Origin of the sequence: Methylobacterium sp. AMS5 (assembly GCF_001542815.1) — a bacterium.
Lineage (GTDB): Bacteria > Pseudomonadota > Alphaproteobacteria > Rhizobiales > Beijerinckiaceae > Methylobacterium.
The window spans coordinates 3,006,039-3,024,717 of record NZ_CP006992.1; the positions used below are offsets into that span (position 1 = coordinate 3,006,039).

Here is an 18,679-nt window from a genome sequence, read left to right on the forward strand (position 1 = left end):
CGTCGCCGTCAGCTCCGATGCCGAGCCCGCTTCCTCCGACGCGCTGAAGGCCCTGGCCCTCGGATGTCTCGATGAGATGAAGGCCGAGGAAACCGTCGAGATCGACCTCGCGGGTAAGACCTCGCTCGCCGATACGATGATCATCGCGTCCGGCCGCTCGCAACGCCATGTCGGCTCGATCGCCGACAAGATCATCCAGGAGATGAAGGCCAAGGGATTCGGCAATGCCCGCGTCGAGGGCATGCCGGCCTGCGACTGGGTGCTGATCGATGCGGGCGACATCCTCGTCCACATCTTCCGCCCGGAAGTCCGCGGCTTCTACAACCTCGAGAAGATCTGGGGCGCCGACCGGCCTTCGGGCGCACTTCTGGCAGGCTGAGCCTCGATCAGGCTCGATCAGTGCAGCGCGGCGGTCACCTCGTCGCGCGCATCGACTTGGTCGGAGAACTCCGCCTCCTGGCGCAGCAGCCGGCCGAACCACGGGTGACGGATCTCCAGAACGAATCGGAAGGCGCGGGCGCCGGTGGCACCGTGGCTGACCGTCAGGGTGCCCGGCGTCAGCCATCGCGGCAGGATGAGCCGGAAGCCCGGCAAGTCGATGAAGTAGCGCTCGCTGCGAAACACCAGCGCCCGATCCTCGACCAGAACCCGCAGACTCATGCCGAGCCCGGCGCCGACCCGCTCCTCCAGCCCGGTCGGCCCCCGGAAGCGCTTGGCCGAGTGGATCGTCTGCGGAAAGCCTGAGCCACGGGCGTAGAGCCGCGTCCAGATCTGCCCGTTGCCGGCGCCGTCCTGGGTGACGGCGACCACGCTCGGCACGTTGGCGATCCGAGCTGTCGGCAGCGGTGCGCCGACGAGGCGCAAGGCCTGAGCGAGCAACCAGCCGAGCCGGGTCAGATGGGTCTCGACCACCCGCCCGGCATAGACCGCACTTTCGCCCTCGCCGAGCCGCTTGGAGAAACGCCGCCGCACGGCAGGGGGCAGCCGCGCCCAATCCGCCTCGGGCACCAGCGCGCGAAAACGCAGATCGAACAGTTCCGCCGGGCGGATCGGGGCTGCAATCGGGATGGCGGCTTTGCCGGCGGCGGGCATCAAGGGCCTCCTCAAACACGCTCCCGGACGGCGGACCCCCAACCGGCGGGGGATCAGGTCTCGGATTTCACGGGCAGGTAGCGGACGATACGTCCGCCGAGCCGGATCAGCTTGGCCAGGGTGTTGTGGGGCACGTTCAACATCTGCGCGTACCAGCCGTCGAGCGTCTGGGTGAAATCGAGCATCGCCTTGAGTCGCCGCCCGGCCACCGCCCCGACCCGAGGATCGCCTTCCGCCTCGGCCACGCATTCCCGCAGGGCCTTGAGCGCCGGGTCGATCTCCCGCTCCTTGCGGCCGGCAGCGATGCGGGTGACCATCTCCCACAGGTCCGTCTCGGCGACGAAGAAGTCCCGCCGCTCGCCCAGCACCGGCACCCGCCGGATCAGGTTCCAGCCCGCCAATTCCTTCAGCGAGTTCGAGACGTTCGAGCGGGCGATACCGAGCGTCCCCGCGATGTCTTCCGCCGCGAGCGGCTTGTCGGCGAGGTAGAGCAGGGCGTGGATCTGAGCGACGGAGCGGTTCACGCCCCATTGCCCGCCGAGATCCCCCCAATGGAGGATGAACCGCTCCACTGCGGGGGCGAGGGTTTGCGTCTGGTCTGAAATTTCTGTCATGACAGAAATTTCAGACCAGACGAGATGGATGTCAAGCGTCCCGGTCCACGCTCGCGTCTTTCCTTGCTTCGTGAAGGGTGCGCGTCCGCTCAGCCGACCGAGAAGCGGTAAGTGCTGATCGCGGTGAAGACCTCTCCCGGCCTCAGGACGGTGCTCGGAAAGTTCGGATGGTTCGGCGCATCGGGAAACCCCTGCGTCTCGAAGCAGACGCCGTCGCCCGAGCGGTAGGTGCGGCCGGACGGGCCGACCAGCGAGCCGTCGAGATTGTTGCCGCTGTAGAGCTGCAGCGCCGGCTGGGTCGTCGCAAGATCGAGGCGCCGCCCGCTGGCCGGGCAGAAGCAGGAGGCGGCCGGACGCAGCGCGCCGACGGCTCCTCGCAGAGCGAAGCACTGGTCGTATCCGCCCGCGATCACGATCTGCTCGTGACCCTGCCGGATGTTCGCACCAAGCGGCGTGGGCTCGCGGAAATCGAAGGGCGTGCCGGCGACCGGCGTGATGATTCCGGTCGGGATCTGCGTCGCGTCCGTCGGCGCGTAGGCGTCGGCGACGATCTGCACGACATGACCCATCACATCGCCCGTGCCCTCGCCGGCGAGGTTGAAGTAGCTGTGATTGGTCAGGTTCAGCACTGTCGGCCGGTCGGTCTCGGCGCGGTAATCGATGCGCAGCGTTCCGGGCTCGGGCAGGCTGTAGACGACCTCGACGTCGAGATTGCCCGGAAAGCCCTCCTCGCCGTCGGGGCTGCGCCGTCTCAGCACGATGCGCGTCTCATCCACCTCCGACACCTGCCACAGGCGCTTGGCGAAACCCTCGGGACCGCCATGCATGGAGTTGGGCGGCTCGTTGATCGGCAGTTCGAAGGCGGTGCCGTCGAGGGTGAAGCGCCCCCTGGCGATGCGGTTGGCGTAACGCCCGGCAATCGCCCCGAAATGTGGGCTCACGGTCTCGTAGCCCTCCACCGTATCGAGGGCGAGGACGACGTTGGCGCGGCGGCCCTCCCGGTCCGGCACTTCGATGGCGGTGAGAATCGCGCCGTAATCGATCACTTGGACCTGCAGATCGTCGCGGGCGAGGGTGTGCCGCGTGACGCGCTCACCCGCCCGCGTCGTTCCGAACGGCTCTGGCCGCATCCCTGTCTCCCGCCATGACCGGGAATTACGCGCGAGAGGCCGTGCGGGTCGCACGGGGCCGGTCGATTCATGCCACCGCTGTCAGACGGGGGCCGCCTGCGCTGGCGATACGCCGGAATCGTCCGACAATTGCAGCCGGTGCAGGCGGGCATAGGTCCCGCTTGCGGCCACCAGTTCGTCGTGGCGGCCGCGTTCGATCACCCGGCCGGCCTCCAGCACCGCGATGCGGCCCGCCTCGCGCACGGTCGAGAGGCGGTGGGCGATGACCAGCGTCGTGCGCCCGCGCATCAGCCGCTCCAGCGCCTCCTGCACGAGGTGCTCGGATTCGGAATCGAGGGCGGAGGTCGCCTCGTCGAGGAGCAGGATCGGCGCGTTCTTGAGGAAGGCGCGGGCGAGCGAGATGCGCTGGCGCTCACCGCCCGAGAGCCGGCCGCCGCCCGGCCCGACCCGGAACGCGTAACCCTCGCCCAGACGCGTGATGAAACCGTGCGCCGCCGCGGCCCGCGCCGCCGCCTCGATCTCGTCCTGCGTCGCGCCGGGCCGGCCGAAGCCGATATTGGCGGCGACGGTATCGTCGAACAGCACCACTTCCTGCGACACCACCGCGATCGCCGCACGCAAGGAGGCGATGGTCACGTCGCGCACGTCGGTGCCGTCGATGAGAACCCGGCCCGCCGTCACGTCCTGAAGCCGGGGGACGAGGTTGAGCAGGGAGGATTTGCCGGAGCCGGAACGCCCGACGAGTGCCGTGGTCGAGCCCGCGGGCACCACGAGGTCGATGCCCTCGAGGGCGGGCGCATCGGCCCGGTAGCGGAAATGCACGTTCTCGAAGCGGATCTCGCCCCGCGTTACCGTGAGCGGACGGGCCGCCGCGGATTCGCGGATCGTCGGCTGCTCGTCCATCAGGGCGAAGTAGCGCGTCAGCGCCGCCGCGGCCTCCTGCAGGATGGCGTTGAGGGTGCCGAGCGCCCGGGCCGGCTGCGCGGCGAGCAGGAGCGCGGCGACATAGCCGGTGAAGTCGCCGACGGTGCGGTCGCCCGACATCACCCGCTGGCCCACCAGCACCAGCACGCCCGCCACGGCGAGACCGCCGCCGATCTCCATCAGCGGGTCGAGCCGTCCGCGCGCGTTGGCCGCCTTCATCTTCAGGCGGCGCACCTCGTCCAGAGCCTGCGCCGCGCGGTCCTTGAGATAACCTTCGAGGGCATAGGTCTTGGCGACGCGGGCGCCCTGGAGGCTCTCGGTGATGAGGCTCGCGGTCGCGCCCATCTGCTCCTGGGTCGTGGTCGAGACCTGGCGCAGCCGCTTGCCGATCCGGTTGACCGGGCCGGCGACGAGAGGGGCCGTGACCGCGGCGGCGAGCGTCAGCAGCGGGTCCATCCAGACCAGTGCGATCACCAGTGCGGCCAGCATCGCCACATCGCGCAGCAGCACCGTCGAGATGCGGGTCAACGCCTCCTTGATGAAGGCGAAGTCGGTGGTGAAGCGCTGGGTGAAGGCCGCCGGGCTTTCGCGGCCGAGCTGGGCGAGGTCGGCATCGATCAGGTGGGCGTAGAGCGCGGCCTGCATGTCGGCCTCGACGCGGGTGACGACCCGGTTGGTCAGCACCGTCTGCCCGAACAGGGCGAAGCCGCGCGCGGACGTGACCGCGATGACGATGAGCGGGCCGTAGGCCAGGGCGCTCATGTCCTTCCGGTCGAACGCGTCGAAGGCGGCCTTGATGAGAGCGGGGTAGAGCCCCGTCGCCACGCCGACGACGGTGATGAGCACGAGGACCACCGCGAGCGTCGCGCGGTGGGGGGCGAGCCACTCCCGCCAGAGCCGCCCGAGCAGGGGAAGGGTGTCGCCTCTCAGGAGCGGCCGGCGCGCCATCTTGTACCGTGTCTGTGCTGACCCCGGCGGAACGCCGGGGCCCGCGGTGTTTGCAGCCGTAAGGGCCGTGGATCAAGCGCGGGCGGTTGCCTGCCTTGAAACCCGGCCTCCGCGCGAGCGCTACTCGCCCCCGTGCCGGTGCCGATGCTCGCCGAACGGACGCATCGGCCGGGCGAGCACCATGGCGCGGCGCTTCTGGCCCTCGTCCAGGCTGGCGAAGAGCGGCGTGCTGGCCTCGGCGAGCTTGCGCAGAGCCTCGCCGCGGGCGGTGGCCGCATCCGCCATCGCGCGGAGTGCCGCAGGGGCGTCCTCGGTCATCCTGCCGCGCCCGCGCCGCGCCTCGCGTTGGGCGTCCCGCTGTTTGGAGAGATCGCGCAGAGCGGTCTCGACCGGCAGCCACAACGCCTCCTGCTCGGGGTTCAGCTTCAGGCCCGCATGCAGGCCGGCGATGCGGGCGTCGGTGAAGGCGGCCCGGTCCTCGGCCGAGAGCGCCGCCCAATGCCCGTGCCGATGGCCGTGGGGGCCGTCCGCGAAGGGGCCGCCCCGATCACCGGCGCGCACCGCCGCGGACCCGAAGCCGGCCGCACCGAGGACCGCCAGCCCTGCCAGCAGGAGCCCGGCCACGCTTCGCTTGCTCAGGTTCGGCTTGGTCATGACACATCTTCCATCATTCAAGGGCCCGTGCCCCAACCCTGAGAGGATGCGTCCGCCCCTTCTCTCGCATGTGTCCGCGCGTCTCCGGTTTGTGTCTGCTCCATGAAACCTTCTCCATGTTGGCAGCCCGGCCCGTTCTCCGCGGCTCCATCTCAACCCAGCCCTTGGAGATGTGATAATGTTACATTATTACTACGGCTGAGCGGAGGAGTTTTCGGTATGGGTTTGGGCGTGGGGCGCGGCGTCGCGATCGTGGTTCTGGTTTGGCTCGGCCTCGCGCCGTCGATGGCCGCGGCGGACGGCGCGCGGCTGAAGGCGGTGGCGACCTTCTCGATCCTGGCCGATCTCGTGGCGCAGGTCGGCGGCGAGCAGGTCGCGGTGACGAGCCTCGTCGGGCCGGACGCAGACGCTCACGGCTATTCCCCCACGCCGGGCGACGCCCGCAAGCTGGCCGAGGCGAATCTCGTCGTCGTCAACGGCCTCGGCTTCGAGGGCTGGATGGAGCGGCTGATCAAGGCCTCGGGCACCAAGGCGCCGGTCACCGTCGCCTCCAAGGGGGTGAAGACGGTCGCGGGCAGCCACGACCACGATCACGCCGAGGATCACGGACACGATCACGGCGACCACCCCGATCCGCATGCCTGGCAGAACGTGGCGAATGCCAAGCTCTACGTCGCCAACATCCGCGACGGCCTCAGCGCCGCCGACCCGGACCACGCCTCGCTCTACGCCGCGAACGCCGCCGCCTACACGCAGAAGCTCGACGCGCTGGACGCGGAGATCCGCGCGGCTTTGGGCGCGATCCCGGAAGAGCGGCGTCGGATCATCACCACGCACGATTCCTTCGGCTATTTCAGCGCCGCCTACGGCATGCGCTTCCTGGCGCCGCAGGGCATCTCCACGGATAGCGAGGCCGGCCCGAAGGATGTCGCCCGCATCATCCGCCAGATCCGCCGGGACAAGGTGCCGGCGGTGTTCGTGGAGAGCATCGCCGACCCGCGGCTGATGCAGCAGATCGCCCGCGAAAGCGGCGCCAAGGTCGGCGGGCGGATCTACTCCGACGCGCTGAGCGCGCCGGGGGGGCCGGCCCCCGGCTATCTCGAGATGATGCGCGCCAATCTCAGCGCGTTCCGGGACGCGCTGAGCTGACGGGGCGTCGCATCCTTCCGGGGATCAGGCCGGCGCCAGAAGCGGCATGGTCCGGCGCCGGCGCAGGGCGAAAAGCCCGCCGGCCACGAGGAGCGCCGCGGCGATGATGCCGAGGGCGAGCAACGGCCGGTAGGCCAGCCATGCCAGCGCGATCACGGTCGGCCCGACGAGCAGGGTCGCGGCCAGAGCGATCAGGAAGGTCGCCCCCGCCACGACGCTTCCCAGCAACGGGACGAGGCTCGCGAGCAGGTTCACTGGCGCGAAGAACAGGCCGAAGCCGATCAGCAGCACCACCATTCCGGCGATTCGCAGGATCCAGGTCATCACCCGGTTGTCCTCGTGGCCCCTGGCGATGAGTGCCTCGGCCGAGAGCGTTCCGGGTTCGGCCAACAGGATCTCCTCGCCGTTCGTCGTACGGAAGGGCGTGAGGCCCGTGCCCTCCTGCCGGCCGATGAAGGACGCCGGCCGCTCCGGCGCTCGATGATAGAGGATCTTCAAGTCGCCCACCTTCGGCTCGGCGGCGTCGCGACCGACGAAGTAGGCACCGCCATCCACGATCGCCGGACGGCCGGTCGCGCGGGCGAGAGCGGCGGCGCCCGCGGCATCGGCCGCCACGGGCTCGTCGGCGACAAGCATCTGCGCCGCCTGCGCACCGACCGGAACGGCGTCGATTCGCGCATCCGCCGCCCCGAGGTGGCGCGACCGGATCGCGGGAAAGGACGGGTTCTGGTGGCCGGAGGGCGCGTGGAAACGGTCCGACGCAATCGGGTGTGCCGACCATTCGCGCCGATAGGTGTATTTCCGGTCCTGGCCGCTGCCGGACTCGGACTCGCGCCACTGGTACATCTCGACCTGCCGATCGAGATGGATGCCCGGAACATGCAGGCCGACCTGCGTGTCGGCCACGCCCGCAGCACTCGTCACGGTCCCGGCGATGTGGACCGGTTTGCCGTCGAGAGCGGGGTCGCGCCGGTCGGTCGGGATCGAGCGGACGACCGTACCCAACTCGGCCAGCGCCTTGGCGACGTGGACGGCATGTCCCTCGTTCCAGAACAGGCCGAAACAGGCGAGCGGAACGAGGACGATCCCGAACAGAATCGCCACGAAGCTGCCGCCAAGCCGTTCTCCGAAGCCCTGCGGTGCGGCCACCGCATCGGCATCGGAAGAATTCGCGAAGATGTCGTCCTGATCCGCCATGGCCCGTCACCCGCCTCCGGCGCGGTGCCGAAGGCGTCGCGCGTCACGCGGTGACCGTAGCGCAGGATCGGCGGGCCGGCGGCCGGTTTGTCTTGACCCGGCGTCCCAGAGATCGGTGTATCGTCCCCTCGCGGCGGCCCGGTCTCAGCCGCCCGTCATCGGCGGGAAGAAGGCGATCTCCTGCGCCCCGGCGATGGCGCTGCCGGGCTTGGCATGGACCCGGTCGATCGCCGCGCGCACCACGCCTTCATTCTCGAAGGCGTAGGCGTATTCCTCGCCCCGCGTCTTCAGCCAGCCGATCAGGTCGGCGACGGTGGCGACGCCCTCGGGCGGGCTCACCGTCTCCTCGGGCTTGCCGACGCGCTCGCGCACCCAGGCGAAATAGACGAGCTTCATCGCATGCATCCCCGGCGGCGCCGCGAAGCGCCGCGCCAAAGAATCCCAACACAATCAGCGTGGATCGTCGATCACGTGCCGGATCCCGGCCCTCATGTAGTCCCAGCCGGTGTAGAGCGTGAGGGCTGCGGCGAGCCAGAGCAGGACGATGCCGACGGTGAGGCTGCCGGGAATGACGGCCTCGCCGGCCGGGCCGGCGACGAGGAAGCCGAGGGCGATGAGCTGGACCGTCGTCTTCCACTTCGCGATGCGGCTGACCGGCAGACCGACCTTCAACTCCGCCAGATACTCGCGCAGGCCGGAAACCAGCACCTCGCGGCACAGGATGACGATGGCCGCCCAGAGCGACATGCCGGCAATGGTACGGTCGGCCGCCAGCATCAGAAGGAGGGCGGAAACGAGGAGCTTGTCGGCAATCGGATCGAGCATCCGCCCGAGCGCCGAACTCTGCGCCCAGGCGCGGGCGACGTAGCCGTCGAGATAGTCGGTGATCGCGGCGGCTACGAACACACCGAAGGCGGTCCAGCGTGCGGCGAACTCGTCCGGCCAGAACAGCAGGACGACGACGACCGGCACCGCGACGAGGCGGCCGTAGGTGAGGCAGTTCGCGAGCGTCCAGGCCTGCGACCGGCGTCGGGGGAGGACGGCGTTCATCGGCGGGGTGAAATCACGGGCGGCGGGGGGCGTCAACCGCGGCGTTGCTGCATCGGGTGCGGGCTCTCTCGGCACGGGGCTCGGCTCAAGCATTGGCATGGAAGAAGTCGTAGACCGCCCGCGCGGTGGCGGCGTTCACGCCCGGCGCCTTGGCGAGATCCTCCAAGGCGGCGCGTTCGATGGCTTTCACCGTGCCGAAATGGTGCAGCAGCGCGCGCTTGCGAGTGGGGCCGATCCCGGCGATCTCGTCGAGCGGGTTTTTCGTCATCTCGCGCTTGCGCCGTGCCCGGTGGGTGCCGATGGCGAAACGGTGGGCCTCGTCGCGCAGGCGCTGCACGAAATAGAGCACGGGATCGCGCGGCGGCAGCTTGAACGGGCTGCGGCCGGGCACGAAGAACGTCTCGCGGCCCGCATCGCGGTCGCGGCCCTTGGCGATGCCGACCAGCGGCACGCCGGTCACGCCGATCTCGGCAAGCGAGGCGCGGGCCGCCTCCAATTGTCCGGCGCCACCGTCGATCAGAACGAGGTCGGGCCAGGCCGGAAAAGCGTCGGGATCGTCGGGCACCTCGACCACGGCCGGAACGGCCTGCTCCGGAGCCTGAGACTCGCCGGCCTCGCCCTCCTGCGGGGTGCGCGGCGCCTCCTTGGCCAGCCGCTTGAAGCGGCGGGTCAGCACCTCGCGCATCATCCCGAAATCGTCGCCGGGGGTCAGCTCCTCCGACTTGATGTTGAAGGTGCGGTAATGCGTCTTCATGAATCCGGTCGGCCCGGCAACGATCATGCCGCCGACCGCCGCCGTGCCGGAAATGTGCGAGTTGTCGTAGACCTCGACACGGCGGGGCGGCTTGTCGAGGCCGAAGGCTTGGCCCAGCGCCGTCAGGAGCTTGCCCTGCGAGGCGGTGTCGGCGAGCCGGCGCCCGAGTGCCTCCTTGGCGTTGCGTTGCGCGTAATCGACGAGGTTCTTGCGCTCGCCCCGCTGCGGCTGGTGGACCTCGACGCGGTGCTCGACCCGGCTCGACAGGGCGGCGGCCACGAGTTCGGCGTCCTCGATCGTGTGGCTGACGAGGACGAGCCGGGGAGCGGGCTTGTCGTCGTAGAACTGCGAGATGAACGAGGCCAGCACCTCGTCCACGCTCATCGAGCGGTCGGCCTTGGGGAAGTAGGCGCGGTTGCCCCAGTTCTGGAAGTTGCGGAAGAAGAACACCTCGATGCAGAACTGGCCCGCCTGCTCGTCGATGGCGAACACGTCGGCCTCCTCGACCCCTTGGGTGTTCACCCCCTGCGTGCCCTGGATCGCCGAGAGCGCGGCGATGCGGTCGCGGAACCGCGCGGCACGCTCGAATTCGAGCGCCTCGGAGGCGTGCTGCATCTCCTCGCGCATCCGGTCCTTCACGGCGTTGGATTTGCCGGACAGGAAGGCTCGCGCGTTGTCGGCCAAGGCGACGTAGTCTTCGGAAGATATCTCGCCGGTGCAGGGGCCGGAGCAGCGCTTGATCTGGTAGAGCAGGCAGGGCCGGGTGCGGTTCTCGTAATAGCTGTCCGAGCAGGTCCGCATCAGGAAGGCGCGCTGGAGCGCGTTGACCGTGCGGTTGACCGCCCAGACATTGGCGAAGGGGCCGTAGTAATTGCCCTTCCGGCGGCGCGCGCCGCGATGCTTGACGATCTGCGGCGCCGGCCCGTCGCTGGTCAGCAGGATGTAGGGGAACGACTTGTCGTCGCGCATCAGCACATTGAAGCGCGGCTTCAGCTGCTTGATGAGGTTGGCCTCCAGCAGCAGCGCTTCGGTCTCGGTCGCGGTGGTGACGAACTCCATCGCCGCCGTCTGGGCGATCATGCGGGCGATGCGGTTGGAATGCGCCTGACCGCGGGCGTAGGAGCCGACGCGGGCCTTCAGGTTCTTGGCCTTGCCGACATAGAGCACGTCGCCCTTGGCGTCGAACATCCGGTAGACGCCCGGCGAGGTCGGCAGGGTCGACCAGAACCGGCGGATGATCTCGGTGCCCGCCTGGACGGCACCGGGCTCGAAATCGAAGTCGATCTCGGGCGCCTCGTCGAGGGAGGCAGCCTCGGTCTCGTCCTCGTCGAACCCGTCGGGCGGGACGTCGTCGAAGGCGGATCGGGTCGCGCGGCTCATGGCTCCGATGTAAGCCGCGCCGATTCCGGTTGAAAGGGCCGCGGTGGCCTGAGGCGGGACAATCGCCTGCGGCGATGGCCCTGAGACGCGGGGCGTCAGTCGAACAGGGCGTCGATGTCCGACTGATCGACGTGGCCGGGATCGTCCTGAAGCTTCGGTCCGTTGAGGAGCGAGCTCTCGTCGTTCTCGTCGACCGCGGCCGTTTCGACGGCGAGCAGGTCGCGGAAGCCTTCGAGGTTGCTCCAGGCCTCGATGACGCGGTCGAGATGCTCCTCGACGAATTTCAGCACGTTGACGATCTTGCTGATGCGCTGACCGGTCAGATCCTGGAAGTTGCAGGCCTCATAGGCCGAGACGACGTTGTCGAGGATGCCGTCGATCCCCTCCTGCGCCGCCTTGGGCAGACGCAGGCCGCGCATCATGTTGGCGTTGGTCTCGATCCGCTCGATGCTGCCGAGGATCGTCGAGGTGGCCTCTTCGGTCGACTCGACCACAGCATCGAGTTCGCCGGCGACGCGGCGCATGCCCTTGCCCGTGGTCTCGGAGCGGTGGAGGCTCGCGATCTCGCCCTTGGTGCGGGTGATCGCTTCCTTCATCACCTCGAGTTCGTGGCGCATGGCGAACGCTTCGCTGAGTTCGCGGCGGCAGGCTTCGATGGTCTCGCCGGCACTGGCCTGCGTGATGCGACGCAGGTCGTTGATCGCCGTCAGGATCTCGTCGAGCCGCGGGTTCGGCGCTGACTCCGCCGGAGCCGCAGAGATACCGGCCGCCGGAACGGGCAAGCCCAGGCTTTCCTCGATGCGGTAGCGTTTGGTGATCATCGGTCCGACAGGCCTTCGAGCAAAAATCTCGTTTGATACAATCCCGTGCAGTGGTTTCGATTTGCTGAAATTTTCCAGCGGAGCGACGGCATTTACGGCTCGTTGACGACGACCCGGACTTAGCGGGGGCTCGAGCCTCGGAAAGAATTGTTCACCACGTCCGTTCATCGCCCGCAGGCACGACCCGGAAAAGACTTGCCGCATTGCATGGGCAGGTTGGGAGCCGGGGATGCGGGGCAAGTGGAGCGTGGCGCTGGCGGCGCTGGCGGTGATGGGTTCGAGCGTGGTGGCGCGGGCGGAGCCGGGCCGCTACGGCGGCGGCTTCATTGAGTTCCTGATGACGGGGGACGGGCACGGCCCGACCCGGCGCCCCGCCGTGGACGGTTACGGCGCTCTCGGCGAGCCGCGGCCGGTGGCCGTCATGCAGCCGCGCGCCCGGTTCGCGGCGCTGCCGACGGGGCCGGCACCCGAGGAGGGTCGGATTGCGCGGGCAGTCGATCCGCGCTTCGCCCGGCAGGTCGTCGCCTATGACGGGCCGGGACGGGCCGGCCAGATCGTGATCGATACGAACGCCAAGTATCTCTACCTCATACAGTCGGCCGGGCAGGCCATCCGCTACGGCATCGGCGTCGGACGACCGGGCTTCGTCTGGACCGGCGCGAAGACGATCTCGGCCAAGCGTGAATGGCCCGATTGGACGCCGCCCGCCGAAATGCTCCGGCGACGCCCCGACCTTCCCCGCCACATGGTGGGGGGCCCGGAGAATCCGCTCGGAGCGCGCGCGATGTATCTCGGCACCTCGCTCTACCGCATTCACGGCACCAACGAGCCGCACACGATCGGTCAGAACGTCTCCTCGGGCTGCATCCGCATGATGAATGAAGACGTGATCGACCTCTACGAGCGCACGCCGGTCGGCACCCGCGTCGAGGTCATCTGACGTCATCCGTCAAAAGCAGAAGCCCGGCGCCGTGGGAGCGGCGTCGGGCTTCGCGAGTCTTCAGGGCGTTCGGGCGGGATCAGGCCCAGTCGTCGTCCCCGCCATCGCCGAGGTCGCCGCCGAAATCATCGCCGCCGCCACCGAATGAGGCGTCCTGGAAGCCACCGTCGCCGCCGCCGAGCGCCGACCCGAGATCCTGATCGCCACCGCCACCGAACATACCGCCGCCCGTCTCACCGCCAGCCAAGCCCGCCGCGGAGGCGCTGCCGAGCTGGGAATGTCCGCCGGCAAAGGCGTTGGAGAGCGCGCTGCCGAGCAGCATGCCGCCCGCTGCGCCCGCTGCCATCGGCAGGGCCGTGGCCAGGAAGCCGCCGCCGCGTGCGGGCTGCTGAGGCTGGCCGCCCCAGGGTCCACCCTGCGGAGCGCCCCCATAGCCCTGCTGCGGGCCGCCCTGCGGACCGCCATACCCGCCTTGCTGGCCGTAGCCGCCCTGCTGGCTCCAGGCTTGGCCGGCGGGGCGCTGCGGTTCGGAGCGTTGGCCGCCACCGAAGATGCTCGACAGGAAGCCACCGCCGCCGGCCGGCTGGGACTGAGCCTGCTGGCGTGCCTGTTCGAGCTGCTGGTTGAGGCTCTTGATCGCCTCTTCCTGCACGTAGATGAGCTGCGCCATGGCGTAGGGTGCGTAAGGCTGGTTGCGAAGCTTCTCGGCGATGAAGCGCTCCGCATCGGCGTCGCGGGCCTGTCCGGACGCCTGTTCGAGCCGCTGGAAGATGCCGTTGATGATGTCGCGTTCTTCGCTGTTCATGGAGCCGTCTCCCTGAGGCGCCGACGGCATCGTGACCGCGCGGCGGCTAGAACCGTATCCGACCTGATCGCATCAGGCCGTCGTCTCTAGGTCGTTGTTTTGACGCGCATTCTTTCGACGAGCCGGTGACCGCGTCGTCCGGATGCGCTCTAGGAGATGGGGACCAGCCGAGCTTTTGTCAGGGGTCTCGCGTCGATTACCCGCGCGTGAAAGGCCGATCCGTATCCGCGACGGCCCCCCGAACGGGCATAAAAAAAGCCCGGCGCGAGGCCGGGCTCTTCTGGGGGAGGTCCGGCGGTCCGGTGAGGGACCGCCGGCGATCCGGATCCTAGTAGGAGCCGAACTTGTAGTTCAGGCCGGCGCGGACGACGGCGAACTCGGTGTCGCGGATCTGCTGGCCACCGCTGACGAGCACGGTGCCCGGGCTGCCGATGGAGACCGTGCGGCCCTGGTTGTCCGTCGCGAAGGCGCCACGGCCACCGGTGCCGCGGTCGAGGTTCACGTACAGACCTTCGACCTTCAGCGTCACGGCCGACGACTTGAAGAAGTTCAGGAACGAGTCGGTCGGGAGAGCGTACTCGATACCGCCACCCGCGGCCCAGCCGGTCTGGAAGTCGTTGCTCGACACGCCGGTGCCGAACTCACGACCGCCGCCGGAGCCGTAGGCGAAGCCGCCGGTGCCGTACACGAGGGTGCGGTCGAAGGCGTAGCCGAGGCGACCGCGGACGGTGCCGAAGAAGTCGAGGCCCGAGAGGCCGGCCGGGTTGAACACCTGCTGGGCGGCCAGCGGGCTGGTCGAGAGGAAGCGGTTCCGGTCACGGCCGAAATCGGCGTACTGGGCGTCGGCCTCGACACCGATCACGACACCGGAGCCCGGGGTGAACTGGTAGTTGTAGCCGATCTGACCGCCGCCGACGAAGCCTTCGTTGGACTCGCGGTTGCTGAAGGCCACCACGGCGGTGGTGCCCGGGGGCACGAGCAGGGAGGCCGGGCCGACGCCGATCACGGTCGGGACGCGGTCGTCCTGGGTGCCGAAGCCGTAACCGGCGTTGAAACCGGCATAGAAGCCCGTCCAGGTGAACACCGGCACCGGCTGGAACACCGGCGGCGGAGCCGCGCGGCGCGGGAGGTCGGCAGCGAGCGCCGAACCGGCGAAGGCGATGCCGGCGATGGCCGTGCCGGCGCGAAGGAAGGATTTCATTACTCTGGTCCTCTCTGACTGTACCGATGCTTCCGAAGAAGCGAGGCGGCACGGTGCCCCGTATCTATGCCAGCATCTCGAAAGATGCTGTTGCGGCTTGACCACGCCGACCGTCTCGAAGGCGGCCCCTTTGTGGCGGTGGTCTTCGTCCGCCGTCGTTCCAACCGGGAAACGCTGCCGAACGGCCAAGGTTCACATACGGCCGAGCTTTTTTTGGCTACGCTTCCGGACAGATTGTCGCAGGGATGCAACCACGGCGTTCCGCGACAGGGCGAGACTTACGATGGATGCAGTGCGGTATGCGAGTGCTTCAGCGCACAAAAGCTTGGCTACGGGCACCCTCCCGACCGGCGTTGCACGGATACAACGACTTTTGTGAGATCCCCGGGAAAAACCCTCACGGCGTCAACGCGATCGCCGAGATTAGGCGCCCGTAATCCGGCTCGTTCCGATGCGTGGTGCGACGGAAACTGTAGAACCGGTCGGGGTCGGCGTAGGTGCACAAGCCGAGCGAGGTCGCCTCGCCGATACCGGCTTGAGCCAACCGCCCGAGAATGAAACCCGGCAGATCGAACTGCGCGTGGCCCGGCCGCCCTTCCTCGAAGAAGGTCTCGCATTCGGGTACCTCGGCCCGGAAGCGTTCCATGAAGTCCAGGCCGACCTCGTAGGAGGCTTGCGCGATCGTCGGCCCGAGGACGGCGACGATGCTCCGGCGTTCGGCACCGAGCGCCTCCATGGCCGCGACCGTCGCCTCGACGACGCCGCCGAGCGCGCCCTTCCAGCCGGCATGGGCCGCGCCGACAACGCGGTTCTCCGGATCGGCGAACAGGATCGGACCGCAATCGGCCGTGGCGATGCCGAGCGCGAGGCCGGGCACCCGCGTCACCATGGCGTCGGCCTTCGGACGCTCAGCCAGCGCGAAGGGCGCTTCGACGGTCACGACCTCGGCCGAATGCACTTGGTAGAGGCTGACGAGGTTCTCGCGCGGGAGCCCGAGCTGCGCACACATCCGCGCCCGGTTCTCGGCGATCCGTGCCGGATCGTCGTTCGAGCCGATTCCGCCGTTCAGCGAGGCATAGAGCCCTTCCGAAACGCCACCCTGCCGGGTGAAGAAGGCGTGCCGGACATAAGAGTGCGAGCTGAGCTCGGGCGCTTCGATGAACATGGTCTCGCAGGCTCTTTCAGGATGGCTCAGGCAGGAGAGTCGGGACGGGGCGGGAGCGCCGGAAGCGGTCCGAGCGCGGGGTGGCTGGCGCAGAGCACCTTGAACAGGGCGCCCATGCCGGGCGGGTCCGGGTCGGTCAGGCGGAGGGCGGCGGCGTCGATCGCCTGCGCCTGATCCGGCGTCGCGCGAGCCTTCAGCCGCTCGGCGCGCATCGCGAGGCCGAGCCCCAGCAGGAAATCGCGCTGCGTCACGGGGCCGTGCACGGCGGCGCCTTCCGCGGCCGCCGCGCGGGCCAGCGCGCCGAAATCGACATGCAGCGTCAGGTCGGCCTCGCCGGGCCGGGCGAGCGGGTCGGCGAAGCGGTGGCCGGCAACCGCCTGGAAGGTGTCGCCGAAGCCGGGCTGGTCATGCCCGTAATCGATCGCGAGGAGGGCGCCGCCCCGCACGACGAGACGGCGCCCGAGATCGCGCATCAAGGCGAGCCCCTGGCTCGGCAGGGTCAGCACCGCGCCCTCCGGCGCCTCCGCCGTGAGACGCGGATCGGGCTCCGGGTCGAGGCCATAGGCCAGGGTGTCGCCCTCCGGCGTAAGACCGACGCGGCGCTCGCACCAGCCAAGCTCCGTCCGGACGAACTGACGGGCGGGGAGGGCGTCGAAGAACTCGTTGGCGATGACGAGAAGCGGCGCGTCCGGCAGGCTCGCCACAGAGTCGTGGAAGGTCGGCGCGGCGTCGGCGAGCCGTTCCGCCTGGAGCCGGCGCAACACCGGGCTGGTCTCGACGAGGTGGAGATCGAAGTCGCTTCCGGCCGCGCGCAGCGCCCGCAACGCGTCGGCCATCAGCGTGCCGCGGCCGGGCCCGAGTTCGACGAGGCAGGGACGTGCGCCCGGAGCCGTCGCCGGCAACATCGCCAGAACCGCGGCGGCCCAGGCGCCGATCAGTTCGCCGAACATCTGGCTGATCTCCGGCGCGGTGACGAAATCGCCCCCCCGGCCGAAGGGATCGCGCGTGGCATAGTATCCGTGCAGCGGATGCCCGAGGCAGAGCGCCATGTAGCGGTCGAGGCCGAGCGGTCCGCTCGCGCGGATCTCCCGCGCCAGGATCGCCAGCAGCGGCGTCGCCTCGGGGCTCACGCTCAGATCTGTCCCGCTTCGGCCTGGATCTCCGGTCCCGTCTTCCGGGGCCGGGTCACCCCGCGGGCGGCGAGGACGATGTAGACGAGCCCAACCAGCGCCATCGGCACGCAGAGCAGCATCCCCATGGTCACGCCGCCGCCGAGCGCGTTGACGTCCTGCCCGAACAGGAAGCCGAGCTGCCGGTCCGGCTCTCGGAAGAACTCGCAGAAGGTCCGCGCCAGCGCGTAGCCGAGGACGAAGATGCCGCCGAGCAGCCCCGGCTTGCGGAAACCGAAGCGGCGCACGGCGAGCGCCATGACGACCAACAGCAGCAAGCCTTCCGTGGCGGCCTCGAAGAGCTGGCTCGGGTAGCGCGGCACGTCGCCCCCCGTGGGAAAGACGACGGCATAGGGGAAGTCCGGCGCGGCGCGGCCCCACAATTCGCCGTTCACGAAATTGGCGATGCGCCCGAAGAACAGCCCCACCGGCACCACCACCGCGGCGATGTCGAGCATCGTGTACCCGTTGAGGCCGCGCGCGCGCGCGAACAGCAGCAGCGCCAGGATCGCCCCGAGGAACCCGCCGTGGAACGACATGCCGCCATTGCGGATCGCCAGGATCTCCATCGGGTGATCGAGATAGAGCGGCAGGTTGTAGAACAGCACGTAGCCGATCCGCCCGCCGAGCACGACGCCGAGCGCGACCCAGACGATCAGGTCGTCGATGTCGGCGAGTGTCGGGCGCCTGACCACCCCCCAGAGCGAATCCGCAGCGACCAGCCGGCGCGCATAGAACCAGCCGCCGACGAGCCCCGCGATGTAGGACAGGGCGTACCACTTGATCTCGACCGGTCCGATCGAGACCGCGACCGGATCGATGGCCGGGAAGGGGAGGGCGAGAAGCGGCGGCATCGACGGCCCACGAGCGGCTGACGGTTTTGGAATGCGCGCCGCATTGGACCCGCGCCGCAGGGGGCGTCAAGGCACGGCCCGCGTTGCACGCCGGGAGAACCGGACGCACTCTCGGCGGTCAACGCGAATCGGGAGGAGCGATGCTCGGCAACGCAGAGATGGTGGCGCGCCTCGTGCTCGCAGGAGCCATGGGCAGCGTGATCGGCTTCGAGCGGGAGCGGCTGCTCTGGGCGGCGGGCCTGCGCACGCACATGCTGGTCTGCGTCGGTGCCTGCCTCTTCATGATCGTCTCCGCCTTCGGCTTCTCCGACGTGCTCGGACAGAAGAACGTGACCCTCGACCCCTCGCGCATCGCCGCGCAGGTCGTCTCCGGCATCGGCTTTCTCGGCGCGGGCACGATCCTCTTGCGCGGCGAGGTGGTGAAGGGGCTCACCACCGCTGCGAGCCTCTGGGCGGTGGCAGCGATCGGCCTCGCGGTCGGCGGCGGCCTCTACGTGGCGGGCATCGCGGCGACGATCCTCGTCGTCGGCATCCTCGCAGGCGTGAAGCCGATCGAGGAGAGCTGGCGCGACCGGATGCGCACTCACACGCTCCAGCTCACGGTGAAGGCCGGCAGTCTCTCGATCGATACGCTGCAGGACGCCACCGGTGAGCGCGCTTCTCGGGTGCGCCAGTTCGTTGTGCGCCCCGGCGCGGAGGAGGGGCTGGAGGAAGTGACGATCGCCTTCGTCCGGCTGTCGCAGACGAGCGTCGCGGCCATCGCCGAGCGCCTGCGGCAGAATCCGGCCGTGGTAACCGTCCGCCTCGGCTCCGACCGCTGATCGCCGCCTAC

At 69.3% G+C, this 18,679-nt stretch carries 19 protein-coding genes; 4 read left to right on the plus strand and 15 right to left on the minus strand.

Going from position 1 to position 18,679, the window contains the following annotated elements; all coding sequences use genetic code 11:
• Window positions 1-76: 76 nt before the first annotated feature.
• Complete coding sequence (gene rsfS / locus Y590_RS13400) at window positions 77-379, plus strand: ribosome silencing factor (protein WP_003600601.1); 303 nt, start codon at window positions 77-79, stop codon at window positions 377-379.
• A 17-nt stretch (window positions 380-396) separates the two neighbouring features.
• Here rsfS and Y590_RS13405 read toward each other — a convergent pair whose 3' ends face one another.
• The 5 genes from Y590_RS13405 to Y590_RS13425 form a co-directional block, all read right to left on the minus strand.
• On the minus strand, window positions 397-1,092 hold the full coding sequence (locus Y590_RS13405) for a DUF4166 domain-containing protein (protein ID WP_060770280.1): 696 nt from the start codon (window positions 1,090-1,092) through the stop codon (window positions 397-399).
• Between the two features lie 53 nt (window positions 1,093-1,145).
• On the minus strand, window positions 1,146-1,706 hold the full coding sequence (locus tag Y590_RS13410; RefSeq protein WP_060770281.1) for a GbsR/MarR family transcriptional regulator: 561 nt from the start codon (window positions 1,704-1,706) through the stop codon (window positions 1,146-1,148).
• An 89-nt stretch (window positions 1,707-1,795) separates the two neighbouring features.
• A complete protein-coding gene (locus tag Y590_RS13415) occupies window positions 1,796-2,836 on the minus strand; it encodes an aldose epimerase family protein (RefSeq protein WP_060770282.1) in 1,041 nt (346 codons plus the stop codon).
• An 81-nt stretch (window positions 2,837-2,917) separates the two neighbouring features.
• Window positions 2,918-4,708 (minus strand): ABC transporter ATP-binding protein, encoded by a 1,791-nt coding sequence (locus tag Y590_RS13420; RefSeq protein WP_060770283.1) that lies wholly within the window; start codon window positions 4,706-4,708, stop codon window positions 2,918-2,920.
• A 120-nt stretch (window positions 4,709-4,828) separates the two neighbouring features.
• The gene (locus Y590_RS13425; RefSeq protein WP_060770284.1) at window positions 4,829-5,362 is read right to left on the minus strand and encodes a Spy/CpxP family protein refolding chaperone; all 534 of its coding nucleotides are present in this window, start codon (window positions 5,360-5,362) and stop codon (window positions 4,829-4,831) included.
• Window positions 5,363-5,581: 219 nt separating this feature from the next.
• Here Y590_RS13425 and Y590_RS13430 point away from each other — a divergent pair, with 219 nt between their 5' ends.
• Window positions 5,582-6,511 (plus strand): metal ABC transporter substrate-binding protein, encoded by a 930-nt coding sequence (locus Y590_RS13430; protein WP_060770285.1) that lies wholly within the window; start codon window positions 5,582-5,584, stop codon window positions 6,509-6,511.
• 24 nt (window positions 6,512-6,535) lie between these two features.
• Here Y590_RS13430 and Y590_RS13435 read toward each other — a convergent pair whose 3' ends face one another.
• The 5 genes from Y590_RS13435 to Y590_RS13455 all read right to left on the minus strand — a co-directional run bounded on the left by Y590_RS13435 (window position 6,536) and on the right by Y590_RS13455 (window position 11,713).
• Window positions 6,536-7,708: a TMEM43 family protein gene (locus Y590_RS13435; RefSeq protein ID WP_060770286.1), complete on the minus strand. Its 1,173-nt coding sequence runs from the start codon at window positions 7,706-7,708 to the stop codon at window positions 6,536-6,538.
• 144 nt (window positions 7,709-7,852) lie between these two features.
• The gene (gene moaD / locus Y590_RS13440) at window positions 7,853-8,104 is read right to left on the minus strand and encodes a molybdopterin converting factor subunit 1 (protein WP_060772289.1); all 252 of its coding nucleotides are present in this window, start codon (window positions 8,102-8,104) and stop codon (window positions 7,853-7,855) included.
• A gap of 54 nt (window positions 8,105-8,158) precedes the next feature.
• Complete coding sequence (gene pgsA / locus Y590_RS13445; RefSeq protein WP_135298602.1) at window positions 8,159-8,758, minus strand: CDP-diacylglycerol--glycerol-3-phosphate 3-phosphatidyltransferase; 600 nt, start codon at window positions 8,756-8,758, stop codon at window positions 8,159-8,161.
• Window positions 8,759-8,843: 85 nt separating this feature from the next.
• A complete protein-coding gene (gene uvrC / locus Y590_RS13450) occupies window positions 8,844-10,892 on the minus strand; it encodes an excinuclease ABC subunit UvrC (protein ID WP_060770288.1) in 2,049 nt (682 codons plus the stop codon).
• A 95-nt stretch (window positions 10,893-10,987) separates the two neighbouring features.
• Window positions 10,988-11,713, minus strand: coding sequence for a protein phosphatase CheZ (locus tag Y590_RS13455; protein ID WP_060770289.1), 726 nt, complete (start codon window positions 11,711-11,713; stop codon window positions 10,988-10,990).
• A 229-nt stretch (window positions 11,714-11,942) separates the two neighbouring features.
• Here Y590_RS13455 and Y590_RS13460 point away from each other — a divergent pair, with 229 nt between their 5' ends.
• Window positions 11,943-12,653 carry a L,D-transpeptidase gene (locus Y590_RS13460; RefSeq protein ID WP_060770290.1) on the plus strand — a complete coding sequence of 237 codons (711 nt, stop codon included), beginning with the start codon at window positions 11,943-11,945 and terminating at the stop codon, window positions 12,651-12,653.
• Window positions 12,654-12,732: 79 nt separating this feature from the next.
• Here the strand turns inward: Y590_RS13460 and Y590_RS13465 are convergent, their stop codons facing one another.
• The 5 genes from Y590_RS13465 to lgt form a co-directional block, all read right to left on the minus strand.
• Entirely contained in the window at window positions 12,733-13,458 is a 726-nt protein-coding gene (locus Y590_RS13465) for a DUF2076 domain-containing protein (RefSeq protein ID WP_060770291.1), read from the minus strand.
• A gap of 328 nt (window positions 13,459-13,786) precedes the next feature.
• Window positions 13,787-14,659: an outer membrane protein gene (locus Y590_RS13470; protein WP_060770292.1), complete on the minus strand. Its 873-nt coding sequence runs from the start codon at window positions 14,657-14,659 to the stop codon at window positions 13,787-13,789.
• A gap of 397 nt (window positions 14,660-15,056) precedes the next feature.
• Window positions 15,057-15,824 (minus strand): peptidoglycan editing factor PgeF, encoded by a 768-nt coding sequence (gene pgeF / locus Y590_RS13475; RefSeq protein WP_060770293.1) that lies wholly within the window; start codon window positions 15,822-15,824, stop codon window positions 15,057-15,059.
• 26 nt (window positions 15,825-15,850) lie between these two features.
• On the minus strand, window positions 15,851-16,954 hold the full coding sequence (locus Y590_RS13480) for a class I SAM-dependent methyltransferase (RefSeq protein WP_060770294.1): 1,104 nt from the start codon (window positions 16,952-16,954) through the stop codon (window positions 15,851-15,853).
• Window positions 16,955-16,956: 2 nt separating this feature from the next.
• On the minus strand, window positions 16,957-17,847 hold the full coding sequence (lgt, locus tag Y590_RS13485; RefSeq protein WP_060770295.1) for a prolipoprotein diacylglyceryl transferase: 891 nt from the start codon (window positions 17,845-17,847) through the stop codon (window positions 16,957-16,959).
• Between the two features lie 140 nt (window positions 17,848-17,987).
• Between lgt and Y590_RS13490 the strand changes: the two genes are divergently transcribed.
• Window positions 17,988-18,668, plus strand: a complete 681-nt coding sequence (locus Y590_RS13490) for an MgtC/SapB family protein (RefSeq protein WP_060770296.1) — start codon at window positions 17,988-17,990, stop codon at window positions 18,666-18,668.
• The last annotated feature ends 11 nt before the right edge of the window (window positions 18,669-18,679 follow it).